Here is a 20,621-nt window from a genome sequence, read left to right as displayed (position 1 = left end):
CGGGTGGACGGGGTGCCTCTCAGCCTCGCACGCCGGGGGGCCGTGGGGCACGCACGCCGGGCTCAGGAGCCCAGCATGCTCAGTCCGCGGGCCGCGCCGAGCTGGTGCACCGCGCTCAGCCGGCGCAGCGGCACCTTGCGGCGGTGCGGACGGTCGGCGGAGGTGCGCAGGCCCATCAGCTCCGGGGCCGGGACGGCGACCTCCGGGACGCGGGGACCGGGGGCGGGGGCGGGGGCGGGGGCGTGCAGCTCGTACGCCACTGCCAGGGGGAGGGTGAGGGCGGCCGGGCCGGTGCCCGTGACGTCACTGTGCGAGACCTGAGTGATCATGACGTGCTCCCTACTGTGCCGGGTGGGTCGTTCAGCTGGTCGAGCCGGCCCTCAGCTTGGCGAGGTCGGACTTGACGGTGTTGACGGGGATCGCGAAGCCGAGCCCGACGCTGCCCGCGTCCGAGGACGAGGACGCCTGCGAACTCGACGCGTACATCGCGGAGTTGATGCCGATGACACGGCCGCTCGCGTCGATCAGCGCGCCGCCGGAGTTGCCGGGGTTCAGCGAGGCGTCGGTCTGGATCGCCTTGTAGGTCGTCGTGGACGAGCCGGTGTCACCGTTGAATTGGCGGCCGCCGAACTGGAACGGCCACTGGCCGTCGTCGCCCTGGCCCTGGCCCTGACCCTGGCTCTCGTCGGTGGAGACGGTCACGTCCCGGTCGAGCGCGGAGACGATGCCGGAGGTGACGGTGCCGGTCAGGCCCTCGGGGGAGCCGATCGCGACGACCGAGTCGCCGACCTCGACGCCGGAGGAGTCGCCCAGCGCCGCGGCCGTCAGCCCGGAGGCCCCCCGCACCTTGATCAGGGCGAGGTCCTTGGAGCTGTCGGTGCCGACGACGTCGGCGGTGTAGCTCTTGCCGTCGCTGGTGCGCACCTTGATCGAGGAGGCGCCGGAGACGACGTGGTTGTTGGTGACGATCTCGCCGCCGGACGTGATGATCACACCGGAGCCGGTGGACGAGCCGTTGCTGAGGGTCGCCTGGATCTCGACGACGCTCGGGCTCACGGCCGAGGCGATCGTGGCGACGTCGCCCCTCTTGCTCGAAGGGACCACGGTGGTCGAGGTGCCGGCCGAAGCGACCGTGTCCTTGCCGGTCAGCTCCTGGAAGGCGAAGGCGGTGCCGCCGCCGACCGCGGCCGCGACGATCGCCACGGCGGCGAGCAGTGCTATCGGCCCCCGGGTGCGCTGCCTGGCCGGTCCGGCGGCCGGCTCGGTGCCCGGAGCCGTGACCGTGGCCGCCGCGGGCTCGTACGGCGGCGGGGGCGGCCACTCGGGGTTCACGGGAGCGGAGTAGACGTGCTGCTGGGCGTACGCGCCCTGGGGGCCCTCGTACTCGTACTCGCCGCTGCGGCGGATGCTCTCGGTCATGACAATGAGCATGTCCCGCGACCATGAGAGCCGCCTGAGTGCTCCCTGAGAAGCCCGGCAGAACCTCGTTCGCCCGATATGAGGACGCTTCTCGTCGTCCGGAGCGGGCTCTCACCCGCCCCGCAGACACGCGCCGGAGCCCTCAGTTCGAGCAGCCGCAGGACGTGCGCACCACCAGTCGCGACGGGAACGTCTTCAGCCGCTCGCGCCGGGACCCGGCCACCCGCAGTCCGTCGTCCAGGACCAGGTCCACCGCCGCCCGGGCCATCGCCGAGCGGTCCGAGGCGACCGTGGTCAGCGGCGGGTCGGCGAGCGCCGCCTCCTTGATGTCGTCGAACCCGGCCACCGCCAGCTCGCCGGGCACGTCGATGCGCAGCTCGCGCGCGGCCCGCAGCAGGCCGATCGCCTGGTCGTCGGTGGAGCAGAAGAAGGCGGGCGGGCGGTCCGGACCGGAGAGCACGTCCAGGGCCACCCGGTAGGCGTCGTAGCGGTTGTACGGGGCCTCGTAGAGGCGGCCCTCGGTGGGGATGCCCGCCTCGGCCATCGCCCGCTTCCAGCCCTCGACGTGGTCGGAGACCGGGTCGCCGACGGCAGGCGTCTGTGCCGTGCCGCCCATACAGGCCACGTACTCGTAGCCGTGCTCCAGCAGGTGCCGCACGGCGAGCTGGGCGCCGCCCAGGTCGTCGGTGACGACGGCGACGTCGTCGATCGCCTCCGGGCGCTCGTGCAGCAGCACCACCCGGGCGTCCCAGGCGTCGATCTCGGCGGCGGCCAGGTCGTTCAGGGCGTGCGAGACCAGGATGAGGCCGGAGACCCGCATGCCGAGGAACGCCCGCAGATAGTGGACCTCACGCTCGGCGATGTAGTCGGTGTTGCCGACCAGGACCATCTTCCCGCGCTCGGAGGCGGCCTGCTCGACCGCGTGCGCCATCTCCCCGAAGAAGGGCTGGCGGGCGTCCGGGATGATCAGACCTATCAGGTCCGTCCGGCGCGAGGCCATGGCCTGGGCGACCCGGTCGGGCCGGTACCCCAGCTCCTTGATCGCCGCGAGGACACGCTCGCGCGTGGCCGGGGCGACCGGCCGGGGTCCGTTGTTGATGACATAACTGACGACGGCGGTGGAGGTCCCAGCCAGCCGTGCCACGTCATCACGAGTCACCTTCGCCACGCGCGGAGTCTACGCGGATTGACCCGCTCTGGGCAGGGCGTATCACATCCCGGCCATGCGCCGGTGGCACCCTGCCCGGGCCCCGGCCCGCCCGCGCTACGCGTCCACGTGGATCTCGGTGGCGTCGAGCGCGGCCGAGGTGTCCGCATCGTCCGCCTTCGCCCGGTCGGCCTTCGCCTTCTTCTCGTCGGCCGAGCGGTCGCCCTTCTCGGGGGTGACGAAGCGGTAGCCGACGTTGCGGACGGTGCCGATCAGCGACTCGTGCTCCGGGCCGAGCTTGGCGCGCAGCCGCCGTACGTGCACGTCGACCGTGCGGGTGCCGCCGAAGTAGTCGTAGCCCCACACTTCCTGCAGCAGCTGGGCGCGGGTGAAGACCCGCCCGGGGTGCTGCGCGAGGTACTTGAGCAGCTCGAACTCCTTGAAGGTCAGGTCCAGGACCCGGCCCTTGAGCTTGGCGGAGTAGGTCGCCTCGTCCACGGAGAGGTCGCCGTTGCGGATCTCCATGGGGGAGTCGTCGTTGACGATCTGCTGCCGGCCCATGGCGAGCCTGAGACGGGCCTCGACCTCGGCCGGGCCGGCGGTGTCGAGCAGCACGTCGTCGATGCCCCAGTCGGCGGTGACGGCGGCGAGGCCGCCCTCGGTGACGACCAGGAGCAGGGGACAGCCGGGACCGGTGGAGCGCAGGAGCTGGCACAGGCTGCGCACCTGTGGCAGGTCGCGGCGACCGTCGATGAGGATGACGTCGGCGCCCGGGGTGTCGACGAGGGCGGGGCCTTCGGCCGGGGCCACCCGCACGTTGTGCAGCAGCAGGCCCAGCGCGGGGAGCACCTCCGTCGACGGCTGGAGGGCGTTGGTCAGGAGCAGCAGAGAACTCATACGTCTGGTTCCTCCTCGGTCCCTGCGAGGACATGTGCGGTACGGAACTGCTCTGCGATCCCGAAGGCCCCGTACACCCGCGGTCTCCCGCTTCGTATACAACGCTTCCGAAAGCACAAAAGGACCCGGGGGCTGCGCTGCCCGAGTCCTCTGCCAAGCAGAATAGCCCACATGAGCAACCGTCCGTCAGGTCATGTGGCGCGTTCCACCGTTCGTCCGAATCACGAGACGGCCGGACGGGCCCCTATCCGGACGTTCCTGCGCACATCCGACGGCGTCGCGGTCGATTCCGTATACGATCCGGGCCCGGTCGTATACGAAGCGTCTCCGGAGACCGCCACGGCACCCTCAGGTGCCCCGGTGTTCGTGATCGCGCACGGCTTCACCGGGGACGTGGACCGCCCGCACGTGCGCAGGGCGGCGGGCGTGCTCGCCCGGTACGGAGCCGTCGTCACCTTCTCCTTCCGCGGCCACGGTGCCTCGGGCGGCCGGTCCACGGTCGGCGACAAGGAGGTGCTCGACCTGGCCGCGGCGGTGGAGTGGGCGCGCGGTCTCGGGCACGCGCGCGTGGTGACCGTCGGCTTCTCCATGGGCGGCTCGGTGGTCCTCCGGCACGCGGCCCTGCGGCCCGGCACGGTCGACGCGGTGGTCGCGGTGAGCGCGCCCGCCCGCTGGTACTACCGGGGCACGGCCCCCATGCGCCGTCTGCACTGGCTGGTCACCCGCCCCGCGGGCCGCCTGGTCGGCCGCTACGGCCTGCGTACCCGTATCCACCACCGGCAGTGGGATCCGGTGCCGCTCTCCCCGGTGCAGGCGGTGCCGGAGATCGCGCCGACCCCGCTGCTGATCGTGCACGGCGACCGCGACGGCTACTTCCCCCTCGACCATCCCCGGATGCTGGCCGAGGCGGCCGGTGAGCACGGCGAGCTCTGGGTGGAGCCGGGCATGGGCCACGCGGAGAACGCGGCCGGCGACGCCCTGCTGGGCCGGATCGCGGAATGGGCGGCCCGCCGGGCGGGCTAGCCTGACACCAGACTTCCCTGTTTTCCGCCGTCGATAGAGGAACCAGATGCCCAAGGTCACGGTCCGCTACTGGGCCGCCGCCAAGGCCGCGGCCGGGGTCGGCGAGGAGCCGTACGACGCGGCCACACTCGCCGAGGCGCTCGCCACCGTGCGTGAGCGACACCCCGGTGAACTCACGCGCGTCCTGCGGCGCTGCTCCTTCCTCGTCGACGGTGACCCCGTCGGGACCCGCGCGCATGAGACGGTACGGCTGGCCGAGGGCGGCACGGTCGAGGTGCTCCCGCCGTTCGCAGGAGGATGAGGCGATGAGCGACCAGCCGTATCAGGGCGGGCCGTACGAGGGGTACGACCCGTACCAGCAGCAGCCGTACCAGCAGCACCAGCAGCCGCAGGAGCACCAGCAGGCGCAGCAGGGGCAGCAGGCGTGGTCCGGCTACGACGAGTACGCACAGCCCGGCCACGACCCCCAGCTCACCCAGCAGTGGCAGGGGCAGACGTGGGAGACGCAGACCCACGCACCGGTACAGCCGGCCCAGGCGTACCCGCTGCCGCCGGAGCAGCAGGTGTACCAGAACCACCCGCAGGCCGCCGAGCCGTACGCGCCGCAGGCCCAGCCGCAGCACCGGGCGCCGCAGCCGCAGCCCCAGCCGGAGACGCACGCGCGGTCGCACGCGGCGGCACCGGCGGCGGAGGCCGCCGCGGCAACCGGAACGGACCCCGGGTACGGCCCCGCCACCCTCGCCGGCAACAGCCGCGTCACCGACGCCCAGCGCGCCCGCCTCGAGGGCCGCTCGCCGATCATCGAGCCCGGCATGCAGCCGGCGCTGCTCACCGCCCTGCTGGGCCTGCTGCTGGCCGTGACGGCGCCCGTCGCCTCGTACGCCCTCGTCGTACCGCTGGTGCTGCTCCAGGCCGTGACGGCCGCGGGCTGGTTCCGGCTGAACGGCATGTGGCCCGCCCGGCAGGGCATCGCGCTGGCCTTCGCGGGAGCGCTCACCGCGGACATCGCGGTGCTGGCCGCGGGCCGCGACCACGCGCCCGCCGCGATCCTCGGCCCGCTCGGCGTCTGGGTCCTGCTGGCCCTCGTCCTCCAGCTCCGCTCGCACGCCTCGCCGGACGAGCGGATGTACGGCCTGATGGCGACGGTCGCCTCGACGGCCCTGTCGGTACTGGCCACCGGCTATCTGGGCGCCGACCCGCACGCGGTGTCGGTGGGCGCGGCGGCGGTCGCGGTGGCCGTCGTGGCCCGTGCCCTGCCGCTGCCGACCCCGGCCTCGGTCGTGGTCGCCGTGCTGGCGGCGGCCGGCGCGGGCATCGCGGTGGGCGGCATGACGGGCTTCGGCGCGAAGGGCTCCGCCCTGGGCGCGGCGGCCGGTGTGTGCGCGCTGATCGGCCACCGTGTCGCCGCTTACGACTACCCGTCCCGCTTCGTGCACTTCACGGCGGGCGTGGCGCTGCCCCTGTCGGCGGCGGCTCCGGTGGTGTGGGTGCTGGGGCGGGCGCTCGGCTAGTCGGCCACCGCTCCCTCCCGCGTCGCCCCGGGCACGCGGACATGCCGAAGGGCCGCATCCCCCTGGCGTCCAACCCAGGGATGCGGCCCTTCGCCGTCACCGAGCCCGTCGGGCCCGCTCAGACCGCGATGGCGACCTCGGCCAGCCCGCCCTGCTGGGCGACGACCGTGCGGTCCGCCGTGCCACCGGGCACCAGCGCGCGCACGGTCCAGGTGCCCTCCGCCGCGTAGAAGCGGAACTGGCCCGTGGCGGAGGTGGGCACCTCCGCGGTGAACTCGCCGGTCGAGTCCAGCAGCCGGACGTAACCCGTCACCGGCTCGCCGTCGCGGGTCACGTGACCCTGGATCGTGGTCTCACCGGGCTTGATCGTCGAGGCGTCCGGGCCGCCGGCCTTCGCTCCACACATGTGTCTCTCCGTAAGGGGTCTGACCAGAAGGTCGGTCGGGAAGGGTTGGTTGCGGTTACTTGCCGGAGCCGAGCTCGATCGGCACGCCGACCAGGGAGCCGTACTCGGTCCAGGAGCCGTCGTAGTTCTTGACGTTCTGCACACCGAGCAGCTCGTGCAGCACGAACCAGGTCAGGGCCGAGCGCTCACCGATGCGGCAGTAGGCGATGGTGTCCTTGGCGAGGTCCACGTCCTCCTGGGCGTAGAGCTCGCGCAGCTCGTCGTCCGACTTGAAGGTGCCGTCGTCGTTGGCGTTCTTCGACCACGGGATGTTCGCGGCGGTCGGGACGTGGCCCGGGCGCTGGGACTGCTCCTGCGGCAGGTGGGCCGGGGCGAGCAGCTTGCCGGAGAACTCGTCGGGAGAGCGGACGTCGACCAGGTTCTGCGAGCCGATCGCGGCCACGACGTCGTCACGGAAGGCGCGGATCGAGGCGTCCTGCGGCTTGGCCTTGTACTCGGTGGCGGCGCGCTCGGGCACGTCGTCGCCGGCCACCAGCTCGCGGGCGTCCAGCTCCCACTTCTTGCGGCCGCCGTCGAGGAGCTTGACGTTCTCGTGGCCGTACAGCTTGAAGTACCAGTAGGCGTAGGACGCGAACCAGTTGTTGTTGCCGCCGTAGAGGATCACCAGCGTGTCGTTGGCGATGCCCTTCTTCGACAGGAGCTTCTCGAAGCCCTCCTGGTCGATGAAGTCACGACGGACCGGGTCCTGCAGGTCCTTGGTCCAGTCGATGCGGATCGCGTTCTTGATGTGGTTCTTCTCGTAGGCGGACGTGTCCTCGTCCACCTCGACGATGGCGACGTTCGGGTCGTCCAGGTGCTCCTGGACCCAGTCAGCGTCTACGAGGACGTCGCTGCGGCTCATGCTCTTTCTCCTCCGGGGCAGTTACGGCGGGGCGTGCGAGTGCGTGGGTACGGGCGCTCGGCTGCGAGCGGCGCACGGGTGCCCTTCGACACAGGGCGGTGGGGAACGCGGAGGGCCGAGGGTGGCGCTACCGCTTCAGAAAGGGCGACAGAGCATGGCGGCAACGCGGCACAGGTCCACTGCCCGCCGCTTCGTGAGATCCGCCTGTCGCCTCATGGGAACGATCGTAGGGATGTCTGGGCGGACGTGTCACCGGCGTGTCGCATTATGAGACGCGATCGTCCGCATGATGGGAACGGAAGAGCGCCCGGACCGTCGTCGTACGGCTCCCGGGCGCTCGTCCACGCTTTCGCATCTGCGGTACGGACACACGTGTCTCGGCTGTCGGACACCGCCGTCTGCGCAGGCTGTCGTACTACCCCGCCAGCTTGACGTCCGAACCCTTCACGCTGATCTCCACGCCGTTCTCCGCGGCCTGCACCTTGTCCAGCTCGATGCCGCCGGGCAGCCGGTCGACGGCCTGCTGGAAGTCGGTGACCGAGCGGATCAGGCCCTCCGCGAGATCGAGGCCGCCGAACCTGGGCACGCCGTCGGCCTTGACCTGCAGCTTGTTGTTCCGGACGGTGACCGAGCTCAGCAGGTGGATCGTGCCCAGCCCGGAGACCTTCACGGCCATCTTGATCTTGCCGTTCCCCCCGTCCGAGAGGCCGACCACCTGGGCCGTGAGTCCCAGGCCGAGCGGGGTGGGCTCCGACTTCGCGGCCTTGAGCAACTCGTCGTAGGCGATGGTCGCCGTGCCCGTGGCGTCGGCGGCCGTGGCCGAGCTGTAGTCGCCGGAGAAGGTCACGTCCCGCATGTCGGCCCTGAGGTCGTCGATGCGGATCGTCTGCGATCCCTTGCCGGTGGCCGCCTCGTAGTCCTTGACGTCGACCTCGACGTCGTCCAGCTCGCCGCTCGCCACCTGCGTGAGGAACGGGAAGCCCTTGATGGACACGTCGGGGGTGCTCGCCAGGTTCTCGGTGGTCTTCAGCCTGTCGGCCACCTCGCCCTCCGCGAAGTGCACCGCGACCCGGTCCACGACCACGAACAGCAGACCGAGGACCACGAGGAGGATCAGCAGTATTCGCAAGGCGCGCATGTGGAGGTCCCCCGGGTCGGCGGTGGTCTGGATACGCCACGGTAACCGTGCGGGGCGCGGCACGCGGAAGTTTGTCGATCAGTTGTGACAGCGGCGGGACCGGGCGCCGCGACCTACGCTTGAACCATGCTCGCCCGGCGACGGCACATCTACTTCGCCATGATGGGGACCTGCATCGGTCTCTTCGTCCTGGCGTGGGCGGTGGTGCGCCTGTGGTCGGTCCCGGCGGCCGTGGGCATGTGCGTGGTGGCCATGGTCATTCCGCCGGTCGCCGCGATGATCGCGAACCGGCGGGGACCGGACGACCGCTGGTGGGACGATCCGTCCGGCGACCCGAAGTCGGACGAGTGGTGGGACGAGCTGGACGGCAGGAAACGCCGGCAGTAGGAGGGGCCCCGCATGTCATCCGCACGGCTGTCCACAGTGGTGCTCGACGCGCGGGACGCGCACCCGCTGGCCGGCTTCTACCTGCGCCTGCTCGGGTACGTCGTACGCGCCGAGGAACCCGGCTGGGTGCTCATCGGGCCCCCGGGCGGTGGCACCGCGCTCTCGTTCCAGACGGAGCCCGGCTACGTCCCGCCCGTCTGGCCCGGCCGCGGCCCCGGCGACCAGCAGATGATGCTGCACCTCGACATCGAGGTCGACGACCTGGAGAACGAGACCGCACGCGCGGTCGCCGAAGGCGCGACGCTCGCCGCGCACCAGCCGCAGTCCGACGTCCGGGTGCTGCTGGATCCGGCGGGGCACCCCTTCTGCCTGTGGACCCGGCAGGGGGAGTGAACCGGCCGGAGCGGCGGTCTCAGTAGACGAGCGCCTGGGTCCCGTCGGCCAGCGCCTCCTGCACGAAGACCTGCGCGCCCGCGATCCGTACGCCCTCGATGACGTCCTTCTCGGTGATCTCGCGCCGGGCCGCGCACTGGGTGCACAGGGTGACGCGGCCCCCGGCGAGGACCGAGTCGATCAGGTCGGGCAGCGGCGCCGCGTGCGGCAGTTCGAACTCGGCGGCCCGCCCCGGCAGCGCGAACCAGGACGACTCCCCGGTCAGCCACAGGGAGACCTCGACCCCGCTGGCGACGGCGACCGCCGCCACTGTGAACGCCTGCGAGCAGCGCTCGGGGGCGTCGGTCCCGGCAGTCACCTTGATCACGAGCTTCTTCGCCATGGCCGAATCGTAATCAACGCCCCCGCAACTCCCGGACCTGACCATGAGTCTGCTGTGAGGCGTGGATTCGGAATTCACGCTTCCCGTTCTGTGGGGGGACGTCTTGGAAAAACCAGAAGAGCCGGAAGAGAGACCCGACGCGCCGGATGTTCCGGGTGGAGCGAATGATCCGGTCGCGCGGGACGGCAGCGGCGCTGCGGACATCTCCGGCGCACCCGCCGCGCCCCGGCCCGGCCGGCGCGGCCGTACGGCCCGGCTGGCCGGTGCCGGTGCGCTGCTGGGCCTGGTGGCCGGGGTCTGCGCCGGGTACCTCGTGCAGGCCGACCGCGAGCCCACGAAGCTGCCCCCGCTCTCGCAGCCGGTGATCGAGCAGGCGGGGGGCGAGGCCGAGCCGCTCTCCGCCGCCCAGGACCGCAAGGTCAGGACGGACGGCGACCTGCGCAAGCTCCTGCTGGACAAGCCGCGCGGCACGAGGGACCTGGACTGGCTGCCTCACGACGGCTGGCTGGACCTGGCCGCCTACGCCGACGGGTACACCCGTCCCGGCGACAAGTTCAGCTCCCTCGTGACGGACCAGTTCCGCCGTGCCGCTGTCACCGGCTGGAGGACCGACACCTCGTACAGCGTGGAGATCCGGCTGGTCCAGTTCCGGCAGGAGGACTCCATGGCGGCCACCGACGCCAGCCACAACCTGGAGGACTGGGCGGAGAAGGAGCCGGCGACCGAGAGCCGGGCCATCCCGGGTACCGGGGACGGCAGGGCGTACGTCCACGACCAGGCGCCGTCGTACAGCGCCGAGGCGCATGCCTGGCGCGGGGACATCGCGATGGAGATCTGGATCTACGGCACCCACCCGATCAGCAAGAAGACGATCACGGACCTGGCCGAGCGGCAGATGGAGCGGCTGTGACCGAGAACACCGAGAACCACGACGAACCCCGCGAAGCCACCGCACCGGCCGCACCGGCCGCGCCGGCCGTCGCCCGCGAGTCCGGCCGCCGGAGTCGTGTCGCCGCAGTCGTCGGTTCCGTGCTGCTGGCCGGCGCCGTCCTCGCCGGGGCGGGCTGGACGGTCGTGACCGTGCACGGCGCCGACCGTGACTCGGGCGCCCCGACCTGGAAGTTCCCCAGGGCGACGGTCGGCAGGGACGAGGAGCACGCGCGGCACGGGCTCGCGGGGATGCTCGTCCCCTACGGCACCGGCACCTGGGTCCGCGGCCCCGACATCGGGGAGTTCGGCTCCGACACACAGCTCGACGGTGCCCAGGCCACCGCCCTGCGGAAGGAGTCACTGAGCGGTCTGCCCCGCTCGGAGCGCACGCTGCTGGAGAGGCAGATCGACCGTGAGCGCATCAAGGGCATGGCCATGCGCAGCTACTACAGCGGACAGTCCCGGGCGTACCTGTGGAACGAGGAGATCTACACCGTGAGCATCGTGCTCGCCCAGGTCGGGGACAGCGCCACGGTCCGCAACGCCTCGCGGTACCTCCGCGAGACCCTGAGCGCCCTGCGTTCCGGACCGAAGATCAAGGGCTACGAGAAGAACGCCGCGTGCGTACGTCCGCCCAGGGGCGGCGACGAGGAGCTCGACGGGATGTTCTGCACGGCGTTCGTCGGCGATGTCGTGGTCACCGTCACCGCGTACGGGGCGCGGCCGCTGGACGCCGACGGGGTCGCGAAGCTCGTGCGCACCCAACTCGACCGCATAGACGAGCCGGGGGAGGCCGTATGAGCGAGCAGGAGACGATCATCGCGACACCTGGGCAGCCCGTACCGCCCGCCCCCGGCAGAGACCGCCGCGTCCTGCGGGCCGTGCTGCGCTGGACCGCGGCCGTCGTCGCGTTCGCGGCGGTCGGGGCGGGCACGGCGTACGGGATCACCCGGATGGAGCGGACGGACGTACCCGGACTCGCCACCGAGTCGGACGGCCGCTGGGACTACCCGGAGCTGACCAGGCCCCCGCTGCCGTCGGGCAGCCCCTCTCCCTTCGCCGATTCGAACCGCGCCGGCTCGCACTACGCCGACCTGCGCGCCCTGCTGCTCCCCGCGCCGAGGGGCGCCACGGAGGACAAGGCGCTGCGCGGCCGGGACGGCTGGCTGGCCACCGGCACCTTCCTCGCGGAATTCGCGCAGGAGGAGGAACGGGACGAGCTGCGGCAGAAGCTCGTCGACACCGGTCTGCGGCACATCGCGGCCCGCGGCTGGACCATGCCGGACGGCACCCGGACCCGGGTCTACCTGCTGCAGTTCGGCACGGCGAACGTCGTGGAGAACGAGTTCGCCAGCGACAACGTCGCGTACAGCGTCCCCGACCGCCAGGTGCGTGGAGTCGGCGAGGCCGTCTACGACGAGCGCTTCCCCGACGCGGCCGCGGTGTCCGGGACCGAGCGCACCGCGTACGTCGAGACCAGGCCCTACGGCGCCGAACAGGTCCGTGAGGCCTACGTCGCCGCGGGGGACGTCTACGCCGTGATCCTTCAGTCCCGGAAGGGTTCCGCCCCCGCGGTCCCCTTCCAGCAGACGGTGGTGCTGCAGGGCCAGCTGCTCGGCTGACCCCCTGGAGGACTCGGGGGAACCACCTCGGAAGGAGGGCCGGGACCCGGCCGCGTAAGCTGGGCCCCGGCTCTGTCGTACGCCCACCCTCGCTCAAGGAGCACCCGTGGAGATCTTCTTCGAAACCCTGCTGGTCCTGGTCTGCGTCGGCGTTCTCGCCTTCGCCGGTCTGACCGTGAAGAAGCTGTACCAGGGCCAGCGCTGACCACCCCCACCCAGGAACACTGCCGATCATGATCGAGATCCCGTCCGACCTGCACAAGGACCTCGTCCCGCTCGCCTTCCTGCTCGGCAACTGGGCCGGCGCGGGCGTGCACGACTTCCCCGGATCGGAGAAGTGCAACTTCGGTCAGGAGGTCACCTTCGGCCACGACGGCCGGGACTTCCTGGAGTACCACTCCCGTACCTGGGTGCTGGACAACGACGGCAACAAGGTCCGCCCGCTGGAGTCGGAGTCCGGCTTCTGGCGGATCGACGCCGAACGCCGGGTCGAGGTGACGATGACCCGCGACGACGGCGTCATCGAGATCTGGTACGGCGAGATGGCCGCCAAGAAGCCCCAGATCGACCTCGTCTCCGACACCGTCGCCCGTACCCCCGACGCCCCGCCCTACAGCGGTGGCAAGCGGCTGTACGGCTACGTCAAGAGCGACCTGATGTGGGTCGGCGAGAAGCAGACCCCCGAGGTCGAGCTGCGCCCCTACATGTCGGCCCACCTGAAGAAGGTCGTCACCCCGGAGGACGTCGAGCGCTGGGCCAAGGCCCTGCCCGACGACATGCCGGACGACGGCATCGCGTTCTTCAAGTAGGCCCCGCCGGCCGGTGCGGCTCGTCTTCGCACAGGCTCGTCCGCTTTCCACAGGCCCGCCCACCGGCAGGTCCGCCTCGCGGCGGGCCCGTCCGGCAGGCGGGCCTGTCGGCGAGTGAGCCCCGCCGGCCGGTGGCCCTAGACTTTCCGGTGTGGTGAGCACCGACTGGAAGAGCGACCTCAGGCAGCGCGGCTACCGGCTCACGCCGCAGCGGCAACTCGTGCTCGAAGCCGTGGACGCACTGGAGCACGCGACCCCCGACGCCATCCTCGGCGAGGTGCGCAAGACCGCCTCGGGGGTCAACATCTCCACCGTCTACCGCACGCTGGAGCTGCTCGAGGAACTCGGTCTGGTCAGCCACGCCCACCTCGGCCACGGTGCGCCCACCTACCACCTCGCCGACCGCCACCACCATCTGCACCTGGTGTGCCGTGACTGTGAGAACGTCATCGAGGCGGACGTGGACGTGGCCGCGGACTTCACGGCCAAGCTCCGCGAGCAGTTCGGCTTCGACACCGACATGAAGCACTTCGCGATCTTCGGCCGCTGCAAGGACTGTGCCCTGAAGGGTTCAACTACCACGACGTAGGCTTGCCGTATGAAGAGCCCTCTGCTGTCCCTGCCCGGCGCCGTCCCCGGCGAGGGCCCGGACGAAGGCGTCGCCGCCCACTACGGCGAGCTGTTCCGCGAACAGCGCGCACTCGCCGACGGCACCGGTTTCGTCGACCTGTCCCACCGCGGGGTGATCACCGTCACCGGCGAGGACCGGCTGAGCTGGCTGCACCTGCTGCTCACCCAGCACGTCAGCGACCTGCCGGCGGGCGAGGCCACCGAGGCCCTGATCCTCTCCGCGAACGGTCACATCGAGCACGCGCTGTACCTGGTGGACGACGGTACGACCGTCTGGGCCCATGTGGAGCCCGGCACCGAGGAGGCGCTGATCGCCTACCTGGAGTCGATGAAGTTCTTCTACCGGGTCGAGGTCGCCGACCGCACCGCCGACGTGGCGGTGGTCCATCTGCCCGCCGGCTCCATCGCCGAGGTGCCCGAGGGCGTCGCCGTACGCGAGACGGCGTACGGCCGTGATCTCTTCCTGCCGCGCGCCGAGCTGGAGTCGTTCGCCGCGACGTCCGGCCCCGCCGCCGGTCTGCTCGCCTACGAGGCGCTGCGCGTGGAGCACCACCGCCCCCGCCTCGGCTTCGAGACCGACCACCGCACCATCCCGCACGAGCTGGGCTGGATCGGCACCGCCGTCCACCTCCAGAAGGGCTGCTACCGCGGCCAGGAGACGGTGGCCCGGGTGCAGAACCTGGGCAAGCCGCCCCGGCGGCTGGTCTTCCTGCACCTCGACGGCAGCGATGTGCACCTGCCCGTCCACGGCACCGAGATCCGCATCGCGGACGAGGGGCCCGACGGCCGCAGGATCGGCTTCGTGACCACGTCCGCGCGCCACCACGAACTGGGCCCGGTGGCCCTCGCCCTGGTCAAGCGCAACGTACCGCTCGACGCCCGGCTGGTGGCCGGGGAGACGGCCGCCGCCCAGGAAGTGGTCGTCGAGCCTTAGGGCCTTCGCACGCCGAGCCAGTCCGGCGACGGGCCTACATCTCGAGCAGCACCGTGAACGGCCCGTCGTTCGTCAGGGACACCCGCATCCGCGCCCCGAACCGCCCCGTCGCCACCGTCGCGCCCAGCGCCCGCAGCTGGGCGACGACCTCGTCCACCAGCGGCTCGGCGACATCGCCGGGCGCGGCCGCGTTCCAGGTGGGGCGGCGCCCCTTGCGGGCGTCGCCGTAGAGGGTGAACTGGCTGACGACGAGCAGCGGGGCGTCGATGTCGCTGCACGACCGCTCGTCCTGCAGCATCCGGATCGACCAGAGCTTGCGGGCGAGCTGGGCCGCCTTCTCCTTGGTGTCCTCGTGGGTGACGCCGACCAGGACGCACAGTCCCTCGCCCTCGATCGCGCCCACCGTCTCGCCGTCCACGACGACGCTCGCGCCGTCCACCCTCTGCACCACCGCACGCATGCCGACCATCATGCCGGGTGGCCGGCCCCTGGACACGGTCGGCCCATTATTGATCCTTACGCCCCCATGTGGGGCCGTTCGGGGGCACTCGGTCACATAGCGGCGACTTGGGGTGGCACGATGCTTCCACACGCCGGTCGAGGGGACGGTCACACGCACATGAGCACACCGAGCACCGGAAGGCTGGGGGCGCACCGGCCGCCCACGCAGCGCGGCGAGGAGCAGCCCGGCCCGTCGCTGCCCGCGGAACCCGCCGAGTACGACCTGACCCGGCCGAGCCTGCCCGAGCTGCGCACCCTGCGCCGCGACGCACAGCGCGACGAGGCGGACCTCAGCTATGTGCGGCGGCTGCTGCAGGGCCGCATCGACATCCTGCGCGCCGAACTCGCCCGCCGCGGCCGGGCGTCCGTACCGGCGCCGGCGGACGCCTCCGTGGTGGAGCGGCTCCCGGAGATCCTCACCGACGCCCCGGCCCGCCAGCGCTCCTCGGCCCGCCATGTCACGCTCGGCACCCCGCTCAACGAGGAGTACCGGCTGCTGGCCGCCGAGATGCTCGGCGAGGTCGAGCTGTCGGACCTCGGGGCCCGTACCGACCGGGAGCTGACCTGCGCCATGGGCCGTCTGGTCGGCTACGAGCAGGAGGTCTCCCGGCGCCGCCAGCGCCTGCAGCGCGTCGCGGACGACTGCAGCGGGGAGATCGCCCGCCGTTACCGGGTGGGTGAGGCACAGGTCGACGACCTGCTGACCTGACCCCGGGAGAGCTCCGGCCGGCCACCGGAAATCCGCGCGACAGGGCCCGCGCCGCCCCCTACCGTGGCCGCATGACGAACGACGTCCGCACGGTCACCGACGCCGAGTTCGAGGACTGGCTCCGCGCGCTGAACACCGGGTTCCTGAGGGAGCCGGTGACAGCACCCGAGGGGATCGAGGCGCGCCGCCGGCAGTTCGCCGGGGGCCGGCCGCTGGGCGCCTTCGACAACGGCCGCTGCGTGGCGACGTTCCGCTCCTTCGCCCAGGAGATCACCGCGGTGGGCGGCGCCGCCGTCCCCGCGGACGCCATCACCAACGTCACCGTCAGCCCCACCCACCGCCGGCGCGGCCTGCTGAGCCGCATGATGGCGCAGGACCTGGCGGCGGCGAAGGAGCGCGGTGACGTCGTCGCCACGCTGATCGCCGCCGAGTACCCGATCTACGGCCGCTACGGCTTCGGCCCCGCGACCTGGACGACCGAGTGGACCGTCGAGGTGCCCCGCAGCGGCCTCGACCCGCGCTGGTCGGGCCCGGAGGACGGCGGCCGGATCGATCTCGTGGACGGCGAGGACGTCCGCAAGCTCGGACCCGAGCTGCACGAGCGGGTCCGCCGCGCCCAGCCCGGGGCGGTCAGCAGGGACGAGCTGTGGTGGCAGGTGAACACCGGTGCCGTCCGCTTCGGCGGCAGCTGGACCGAGCCGTTCCACGCCGTCTACCGGGCGGCCTCCGGCGAGGTCGAGGGCCTGGTGTCGTACGAGTCCGACGACCACTGGCACGACAAGCAGCCGCACAGCACCGCCGACGTCAACTGGCTGATCGCCGCCACCCCGGCGGCCGAGCGGGCGCTGTGGCGGTTCCTGTGCTCGATCGACTGGATCACCAAGGTCAAGAGCGGCTGGCGCGGCCCGGACGACCTGCTGCCGTTCTTCCTGCCCGACCCCCGCGCGGCCCGGGTGACGGCGTACGCGGACTGGCTGTGGGTGCGGATCCTGGACGTCGTACGGGCCCTGGAGGCGCGCACGTACGACGGGACGGGTTCGCTGGTGCTGGAGGTCGTGGACGCGGACGGCCTGGCCGGTGGGCGGTTCCGGCTGGAGGCCTCGCCGCAGGGTGCCTCCTGCTCCCCGGCCGGTGGGGCGAGCGCCGATCTCACGCTGCCCGTCGCGGAGTTGGGCACGGTCTGGCTGGGGGACGAGTCCCTGGTGCGGCTCGCGGCCCTCGGGCGGGTCCAGGAACAGCGAGAGGGCGCCGCCCGGAAGGCCGACGCCCTGCTGCGCACGCCCGGGCGACCGTGGTGCCCGGACGTCTTCTGACGGTCCCTTCTGCCGGCGACCAGTGCTGTTCATCCGTAGCGAGCTGTTCAGTTGTCACGGTGTTCGGTTGTGGCTGTGCGATGCCGTGTTCAGTTGTGGCTGTGCGGGCCGTACGGGCCGTTCAGTTGTGACTGTGCGCTCCGGTGGCCGTCCCCTGCCCGGGCTCCCGGCTCCCCTCCGGAAGGGAGCCCGGTCGGCCTACCACTGAAAAGCTTGACCATGTCGCTCAAGTTGGCGACCAACTTCACTGTACTTATCTCCGTTTGGACGCGTCTCATAACCACCTTCCCGTGAACTGCCGCAACTTGGCGCGAAGTTGTAGTGTTTGTTCGTGGACCCGGAACACGCCTCCGCCAATGGGCGGAAGAGGCCACAGCGGTCACGCACGTCACACCGCGAGGTGGCCGACGAACTGCGCACCCGGATCAGGTCCGGGGAACTGCGGGCGGGCCAGCGCATGCCCACCCAGGCCAAGCTGGCGGACGAGTTCGGAGTGGAGCGCGGTGCCGTGCGCCAGGCCCTGCGCATCCTGCAGTCGGAGCATCTGCTGACCGGCGTCTCCAAGGGCGCCCCCGCCATCGTGGCCGCCCTCGCCCAGCAGGCCGGGCCGGTGTCCGGACCCGCGGCCGGGCCGCAGCCCACCATGGTGGGCCTCGCCCCGCGCATCGCGGCGGCCTTCGCCGCCCCGCACGTCGAGATCGACGCCCTGTGCCTGACGTCCGTCTCGCTCACACTGGCGATCGGGGAGCCGCTCCGGCAGATCCACGCCGGACAGCTGAAACCGGCCAAGATCGATGTACGGGTTCTGCTGCCGTCCCGGGACATCGACCTCGCCTTCCCGGTGTCGGTCGACGCGCACGGCGACGACGACCCCGTGCACCGGCGCTGGCTGGAGATGCGCAACGCCCAGGGCCAGGTGCTGCGCGACAACCTGCTGGCGCTGCGCACCACGCACGGCATCGACGTGCGCGTGTCCTTCCGGGCCCTGCCCTTCACCCCGCCGGTCAAGCTGTACCTGCTCAACGGGAGCGAGGCGCTGTTCGCCTACTACACGCTCATCCGCCGCGAGCGGGAGATCGACCATGAGCACCTGCAGCTGTACGACGCCGAGGGCACGCGGTCGATGCTGTTCCCCTTCGCGCAGGGTGCGCACCTGCGCGACACCACGTTCGTGGAACAGTCCCACCTGTGGTTCAACGCACTGTGGGAGACGATCAGTTCGGATCTCCTGCTCACACCTCAAAGATCGCCGGCGCCGGTCACAGGGCCGGACCGGCGAGGAGCAGGGCGAGCAGCAAGGCCCCGGCGGAGCTGACGGCCGGGCTCTTGGCCTTGATGCCCACGGAGAGCAGCAGCAGGCCGACCAGACCGGTGGCGCCGTACTTCCATTCGACGAGCTGTTCGAAGCCGACCACGAAGACGGCGCAGAGGAGCGCGAGGACAGGCATGGACGTTCCCCCTTCCGGTCTGCCAACTTGCCCAAGTTGGCAGCCAACTCTGATTAAGTTGTCCCCACTTGGCTCCTACTAATAAACAACTTGGCGACAACTCCCGTCAGATGGATCAGGGTTGTAGCGTTTGGTTGTGGCTCAGGAGAACGTGGCAGTGAACGGCAGCAGAAGGCTCACGTCCCAGGAGATCGCCGACATCCTGCGGGAACGCATCCGCACCGGCACCCTGAGGGCGGGGGAGCGCCTGCCCACCCAGGCCGAACTGGCGGTGGAGTTCGGTGTGGAGCGCGGTGCCGTACGGCAGGCCCTGCGGCTGCTCGCGGACGACGGTCTGCTCAGCGGCGTCAGCAAGGGCAGCCCGCCGCGCGTCGCCGAGCCCGCCCCCGCGCATGACGAGCCCCAGCCGACGATGGTGGGTCTCGCCCCCCGGCTGACCGAGGCGTTCGCGGCGCCGCACGTCCGCATCGACGCCGTGTGCCTGACCGCGCAGAGCCTGATCCCGGCCCTCGGTGAGCCGCTCCGGCTGATCCACGAGGGCCGCATCCACCCCGGCCGGATCGACGTGCGCATCCTGCTGCCGTCCCGGGACATCAACCTCGCCTTCCCGGTGTCGGTCGACGCGCACGGCGACGACGACCCCGTGCACCGGCGCTGGCTGGAGATGCGCAACGCCCAGGGCCAGGTCCTGCAGTACAACCTGCGGGCCCTGCGCTCCACGCACGACATCGACGTCCAGGTCACCTTCCGGGCCCTGCCGTTCACCCCGCCGGTCAAGCTGTACCTGCTCAACGGTGCGGAGGCGCTCTTCGCGCACTACATGGTCACCCGCCGCGAGGAGCCCACCGACTCCGGCACGCTGGAGATGTACGACACGCTCGGCTCGGAGTCCCTGCTCTTCTCCTTCGAGAAGCGGGCCGGTCAGCGGGACGCGGCATTCGTGGAGCAATCACAGAAGTGGTTCGACGCCCTCTGGGAAACCATCACGACGGACCTGACACTCTCCTAGTGACTTCTGATGCGACGCGGACCGAACCGGTGACGGAAGAGACCGAGGACGAGGCCGAGGAACTGCGGAATCTGATCAGACGCGCACGTGTCGTGCTGTGGGACTTCGACGGGCCGATCTGCCGGCTCTTCGCCGGGCACTCGGCGGAGCGCGTGGCGACCGACCTGGCCCGGTGGCTGGAGAGCCGGGGCCTGCACGGCCTGCTCACGCAGGAGGAGCGGGAGTCCCTGGACCCGCATGTCGTCCTGCGCGCCGTGGACCGCAGGCACCCCGGCAGCGACCTGGTCGGTGAGCTGGAGGAACGGCTCACCCAGGAGGAGCTGCGGGCCACCGGGTCGGCGATGCCCACCGCGTACGCCGATCCGCTGATCCGCACCTGGACGGCGGTCGGCTCGCGGCTCGCCATCACCACCAACAACTCGCCGCGCGTGGTGCGCGAGTACCTGGCGGGCCGTGGCCTCGTGGACTGCTTCACCCCGCACATCTACGGTCGCAGCCAGGACCTCCACCACCTCAAGCCGGACCCGCACTGCCTCAACCGTGCCCTGAGGGCGATGGGCGCGGCCCCCGGGGCCGCCCTGATGATCGGCGACACGCCCTCGGACCTGCTCGCCGCGAACGGCGCCGGGGTTCCCTTCCTCGGCTACGCGCGCAACGAGCGCAAGGAGAAGCTGCTGCGGGAGGCCGGTGCCACGCACACCGTGCGTTCGCTGCAGTCGGTGCTGAGGCGGGTACGGGCTCAGGCCTGAGTCATCAGCAGGGTGAAGACCACGGCTGCCCCGACCGCGAGGCCGGCCCGGCGCGCCCGTATGCCCACCGCCGGTGGAGCGCATCCGCGCGGGAATCATCCGGCCGCAGCGCATGGAGCTCGACGACGAGGAGGTGATCACCGCTCTCGACGTCCTCGGTCTGGGCGCCACCCTGACCCACCATGTGAAGAACGGTGACCCGAACTCGCCCGGATCGGTGTTCGTCGGCAGTATGCAGACGTGGTTCGACTCGGTCTGGGACCGCCTCGCCGAATAGCGCGGGGCGCCCCGGAGGACGGCTCCCGTGCGCTAGCATTCCCGCACCGCTGAACCGGTCGGTCTGTTCCCCGCGCATGGAGACGG

Annotated in this window: 28 protein-coding genes; 17 read left to right on the top strand and 11 right to left on the bottom strand. The window is 71.4% G+C overall.

Annotated elements, in window-relative coordinates; translation table 11 throughout:
- Nucleotides 1-62 precede the first annotated feature (62 nt).
- From ACZ6B1_RS17740 to ACZ6B1_RS17725, 4 genes are all read right to left on the bottom strand, one after another.
- Nucleotides 63-329, bottom strand: coding sequence for a hypothetical protein (locus tag ACZ6B1_RS17740; protein ID WP_468779314.1), 267 nt, complete (start codon nt 327-329; stop codon nt 63-65).
- 31 nt (nt 330-360) lie between these two features.
- Nucleotides 361-1,419: a S1C family serine protease gene (locus tag ACZ6B1_RS17735; RefSeq protein ID WP_468779312.1), complete on the bottom strand. Its 1,059-nt coding sequence runs from the start codon at nt 1,417-1,419 to the stop codon at nt 361-363.
- Between the two features lie 142 nt (nt 1,420-1,561).
- Entirely contained in the window at nt 1,562-2,587 is a 1,026-nt protein-coding gene (locus tag ACZ6B1_RS17730) for a LacI family DNA-binding transcriptional regulator (protein ID WP_468779311.1), read from the bottom strand.
- Nucleotides 2,588-2,683: 96 nt separating this feature from the next.
- A complete protein-coding gene (locus ACZ6B1_RS17725) occupies nt 2,684-3,463 on the bottom strand; it encodes a winged helix-turn-helix transcriptional regulator (protein WP_468779309.1) in 780 nt (259 codons plus the stop codon).
- Nucleotides 3,464-3,634: 171 nt separating this feature from the next.
- On the opposite strand from ACZ6B1_RS17725, the gene ACZ6B1_RS17720 reads away from it, so the two are divergent.
- The 3 genes from ACZ6B1_RS17720 to ACZ6B1_RS17710 are packed head-to-tail and all read left to right on the top strand — an operon-like array spanning nt 3,635 to nt 5,997.
- Entirely contained in the window at nt 3,635-4,486 is an 852-nt protein-coding gene (locus tag ACZ6B1_RS17720) for an alpha/beta hydrolase (protein ID WP_468779307.1), read from the top strand.
- Nucleotides 4,487-4,532: 46 nt separating this feature from the next.
- Nucleotides 4,533-4,787, top strand: a complete 255-nt coding sequence (locus ACZ6B1_RS17715) for a MoaD/ThiS family protein (RefSeq protein WP_401134665.1) — start codon at nt 4,533-4,535, stop codon at nt 4,785-4,787.
- Between the two features lie 4 nt (nt 4,788-4,791).
- The gene (locus tag ACZ6B1_RS17710; protein ID WP_468779305.1) at nt 4,792-5,997 is read left to right on the top strand and encodes a hypothetical protein; all 1,206 of its coding nucleotides are present in this window, start codon (nt 4,792-4,794) and stop codon (nt 5,995-5,997) included.
- A gap of 118 nt (nt 5,998-6,115) precedes the next feature.
- Here the strand turns inward: ACZ6B1_RS17710 and ACZ6B1_RS17705 are convergent, their stop codons facing one another.
- From ACZ6B1_RS17705 to ACZ6B1_RS17690, 4 genes are all read right to left on the bottom strand, one after another.
- On the bottom strand, nt 6,116-6,403 hold the full coding sequence (locus ACZ6B1_RS17705) for a DUF1416 domain-containing protein (protein ID WP_042174833.1): 288 nt from the start codon (nt 6,401-6,403) through the stop codon (nt 6,116-6,118).
- Nucleotides 6,404-6,458: 55 nt separating this feature from the next.
- On the bottom strand, nt 6,459-7,304 hold the full coding sequence (locus ACZ6B1_RS17700; RefSeq protein ID WP_468779304.1) for a sulfurtransferase: 846 nt from the start codon (nt 7,302-7,304) through the stop codon (nt 6,459-6,461).
- Nucleotides 7,305-7,439: 135 nt separating this feature from the next.
- The gene (locus ACZ6B1_RS17695) at nt 7,440-7,520 is read right to left on the bottom strand and encodes an Ms5788A family Cys-rich leader peptide (RefSeq protein ID WP_351055874.1); all 81 of its coding nucleotides are present in this window, start codon (nt 7,518-7,520) and stop codon (nt 7,440-7,442) included.
- Nucleotides 7,521-7,719: 199 nt separating this feature from the next.
- The gene (locus tag ACZ6B1_RS17690) at nt 7,720-8,442 is read right to left on the bottom strand and encodes an LmeA family phospholipid-binding protein (RefSeq protein ID WP_468779302.1); all 723 of its coding nucleotides are present in this window, start codon (nt 8,440-8,442) and stop codon (nt 7,720-7,722) included.
- A gap of 126 nt (nt 8,443-8,568) precedes the next feature.
- Between ACZ6B1_RS17690 and ACZ6B1_RS17685 the strand changes: the two genes are divergently transcribed.
- Together ACZ6B1_RS17685 and ACZ6B1_RS17680 are read left to right on the top strand one after the other, a co-directional pair.
- Nucleotides 8,569-8,829: a DUF3099 domain-containing protein gene (locus ACZ6B1_RS17685; RefSeq protein ID WP_468779300.1), complete on the top strand. Its 261-nt coding sequence runs from the start codon at nt 8,569-8,571 to the stop codon at nt 8,827-8,829.
- Nucleotides 8,830-8,841: 12 nt separating this feature from the next.
- Complete coding sequence (locus ACZ6B1_RS17680) at nt 8,842-9,222, top strand: VOC family protein (RefSeq protein ID WP_468779298.1); 381 nt, start codon at nt 8,842-8,844, stop codon at nt 9,220-9,222.
- 19 nt (nt 9,223-9,241) lie between these two features.
- Here the strand turns inward: ACZ6B1_RS17680 and ACZ6B1_RS17675 are convergent, their stop codons facing one another.
- Nucleotides 9,242-9,604, bottom strand: coding sequence for a DsrE family protein (locus tag ACZ6B1_RS17675; protein WP_468779296.1), 363 nt, complete (start codon nt 9,602-9,604; stop codon nt 9,242-9,244).
- 103 nt (nt 9,605-9,707) lie between these two features.
- On the opposite strand from ACZ6B1_RS17675, the gene ACZ6B1_RS17670 reads away from it, so the two are divergent.
- The 6 genes from ACZ6B1_RS17670 (at nt 9,708) to ygfZ (ending at nt 14,529) form a co-directional block, all read left to right on the top strand.
- A complete protein-coding gene (locus tag ACZ6B1_RS17670; protein WP_468779294.1) occupies nt 9,708-10,514 on the top strand; it encodes a hypothetical protein in 807 nt (268 codons plus the stop codon).
- Complete coding sequence (locus ACZ6B1_RS17665) at nt 10,511-11,335, top strand: hypothetical protein (protein WP_468779292.1); 825 nt, start codon at nt 10,511-10,513, stop codon at nt 11,333-11,335. Before ACZ6B1_RS17670 ends, ACZ6B1_RS17665 begins: the two co-directional genes overlap by 4 nt.
- On the top strand, nt 11,332-12,156 hold the full coding sequence (locus ACZ6B1_RS17660) for a hypothetical protein (RefSeq protein WP_468779290.1): 825 nt from the start codon (nt 11,332-11,334) through the stop codon (nt 12,154-12,156). The genes ACZ6B1_RS17665 and ACZ6B1_RS17660 overlap by 4 nt, the downstream gene beginning before the upstream one ends.
- A 233-nt stretch (nt 12,157-12,389) precedes the next feature.
- On the top strand, nt 12,390-12,965 hold the full coding sequence (locus tag ACZ6B1_RS17655) for a heme-binding beta-barrel domain-containing protein (RefSeq protein WP_468779288.1): 576 nt from the start codon (nt 12,390-12,392) through the stop codon (nt 12,963-12,965).
- A gap of 151 nt (nt 12,966-13,116) precedes the next feature.
- Nucleotides 13,117-13,554 carry a Fur family transcriptional regulator gene (locus tag ACZ6B1_RS17650; protein WP_351666104.1) on the top strand — a complete coding sequence of 146 codons (438 nt, stop codon included), beginning with the start codon at nt 13,117-13,119 and terminating at the stop codon, nt 13,552-13,554.
- Between the two features lie 9 nt (nt 13,555-13,563).
- Nucleotides 13,564-14,529, top strand: coding sequence for a CAF17-like 4Fe-4S cluster assembly/insertion protein YgfZ (gene ygfZ, locus ACZ6B1_RS17645; protein WP_468779287.1), 966 nt, complete (start codon nt 13,564-13,566; stop codon nt 14,527-14,529).
- A gap of 34 nt (nt 14,530-14,563) precedes the next feature.
- Here the strand turns inward: ygfZ and dtd are convergent, their stop codons facing one another.
- Complete coding sequence (gene dtd / locus ACZ6B1_RS17640; RefSeq protein WP_468779285.1) at nt 14,564-14,989, bottom strand: D-aminoacyl-tRNA deacylase; 426 nt, start codon at nt 14,987-14,989, stop codon at nt 14,564-14,566.
- A gap of 159 nt (nt 14,990-15,148) precedes the next feature.
- Between dtd and ACZ6B1_RS17635 the strand changes: the two genes are divergently transcribed.
- The 3 genes from ACZ6B1_RS17635 to ACZ6B1_RS17625 all read left to right on the top strand — a co-directional run bounded on the left by ACZ6B1_RS17635 (nt 15,149) and on the right by ACZ6B1_RS17625 (nt 18,367).
- Entirely contained in the window at nt 15,149-15,739 is a 591-nt protein-coding gene (locus ACZ6B1_RS17635; RefSeq protein WP_468779283.1) for an RsiG family protein, read from the top strand.
- A gap of 71 nt (nt 15,740-15,810) precedes the next feature.
- Nucleotides 15,811-17,052 carry a GNAT family N-acetyltransferase gene (locus tag ACZ6B1_RS17630; RefSeq protein ID WP_468779281.1) on the top strand — a complete coding sequence of 414 codons (1,242 nt, stop codon included), beginning with the start codon at nt 15,811-15,813 and terminating at the stop codon, nt 17,050-17,052.
- A gap of 325 nt (nt 17,053-17,377) precedes the next feature.
- Nucleotides 17,378-18,367: a winged helix-turn-helix domain-containing protein gene (locus ACZ6B1_RS17625; protein ID WP_468779279.1), complete on the top strand. Its 990-nt coding sequence runs from the start codon at nt 17,378-17,380 to the stop codon at nt 18,365-18,367.
- Here the strand turns inward: ACZ6B1_RS17625 and ACZ6B1_RS17620 are convergent.
- Complete coding sequence (locus tag ACZ6B1_RS17620) at nt 18,312-18,500, bottom strand: hypothetical protein (protein ID WP_385010252.1); 189 nt, start codon at nt 18,498-18,500, stop codon at nt 18,312-18,314. The genes ACZ6B1_RS17625 and ACZ6B1_RS17620 overlap by 56 nt on opposite strands.
- A gap of 130 nt (nt 18,501-18,630) precedes the next feature.
- Here ACZ6B1_RS17620 and ACZ6B1_RS17615 point away from each other — a divergent pair, with 130 nt between their 5' ends.
- The 3 genes from ACZ6B1_RS17615 (at nt 18,631) to ACZ6B1_RS17605 (ending at nt 20,535) form a co-directional block, all read left to right on the top strand.
- Nucleotides 18,631-19,509, top strand: coding sequence for a GntR family transcriptional regulator (locus ACZ6B1_RS17615; RefSeq protein WP_468779277.1), 879 nt, complete (start codon nt 18,631-18,633; stop codon nt 19,507-19,509).
- Nucleotides 19,510-19,538: 29 nt separating this feature from the next.
- Nucleotides 19,539-20,258: an HAD family hydrolase gene (locus tag ACZ6B1_RS17610; protein ID WP_468779275.1), complete on the top strand. Its 720-nt coding sequence runs from the start codon at nt 19,539-19,541 to the stop codon at nt 20,256-20,258.
- Between the two features lie 112 nt (nt 20,259-20,370).
- Nucleotides 20,371-20,535, top strand: coding sequence for a hypothetical protein (locus ACZ6B1_RS17605; protein WP_468779273.1), 165 nt, complete (start codon nt 20,371-20,373; stop codon nt 20,533-20,535).
- Nucleotides 20,536-20,621: the final 86 nt, after the last annotated feature.

The sequence above is a fragment of the Streptomyces sp. NPDC041129 genome, from assembly GCF_055592265.1.
This window is presented reverse-complemented; position numbering and strand designations above follow the sequence as displayed.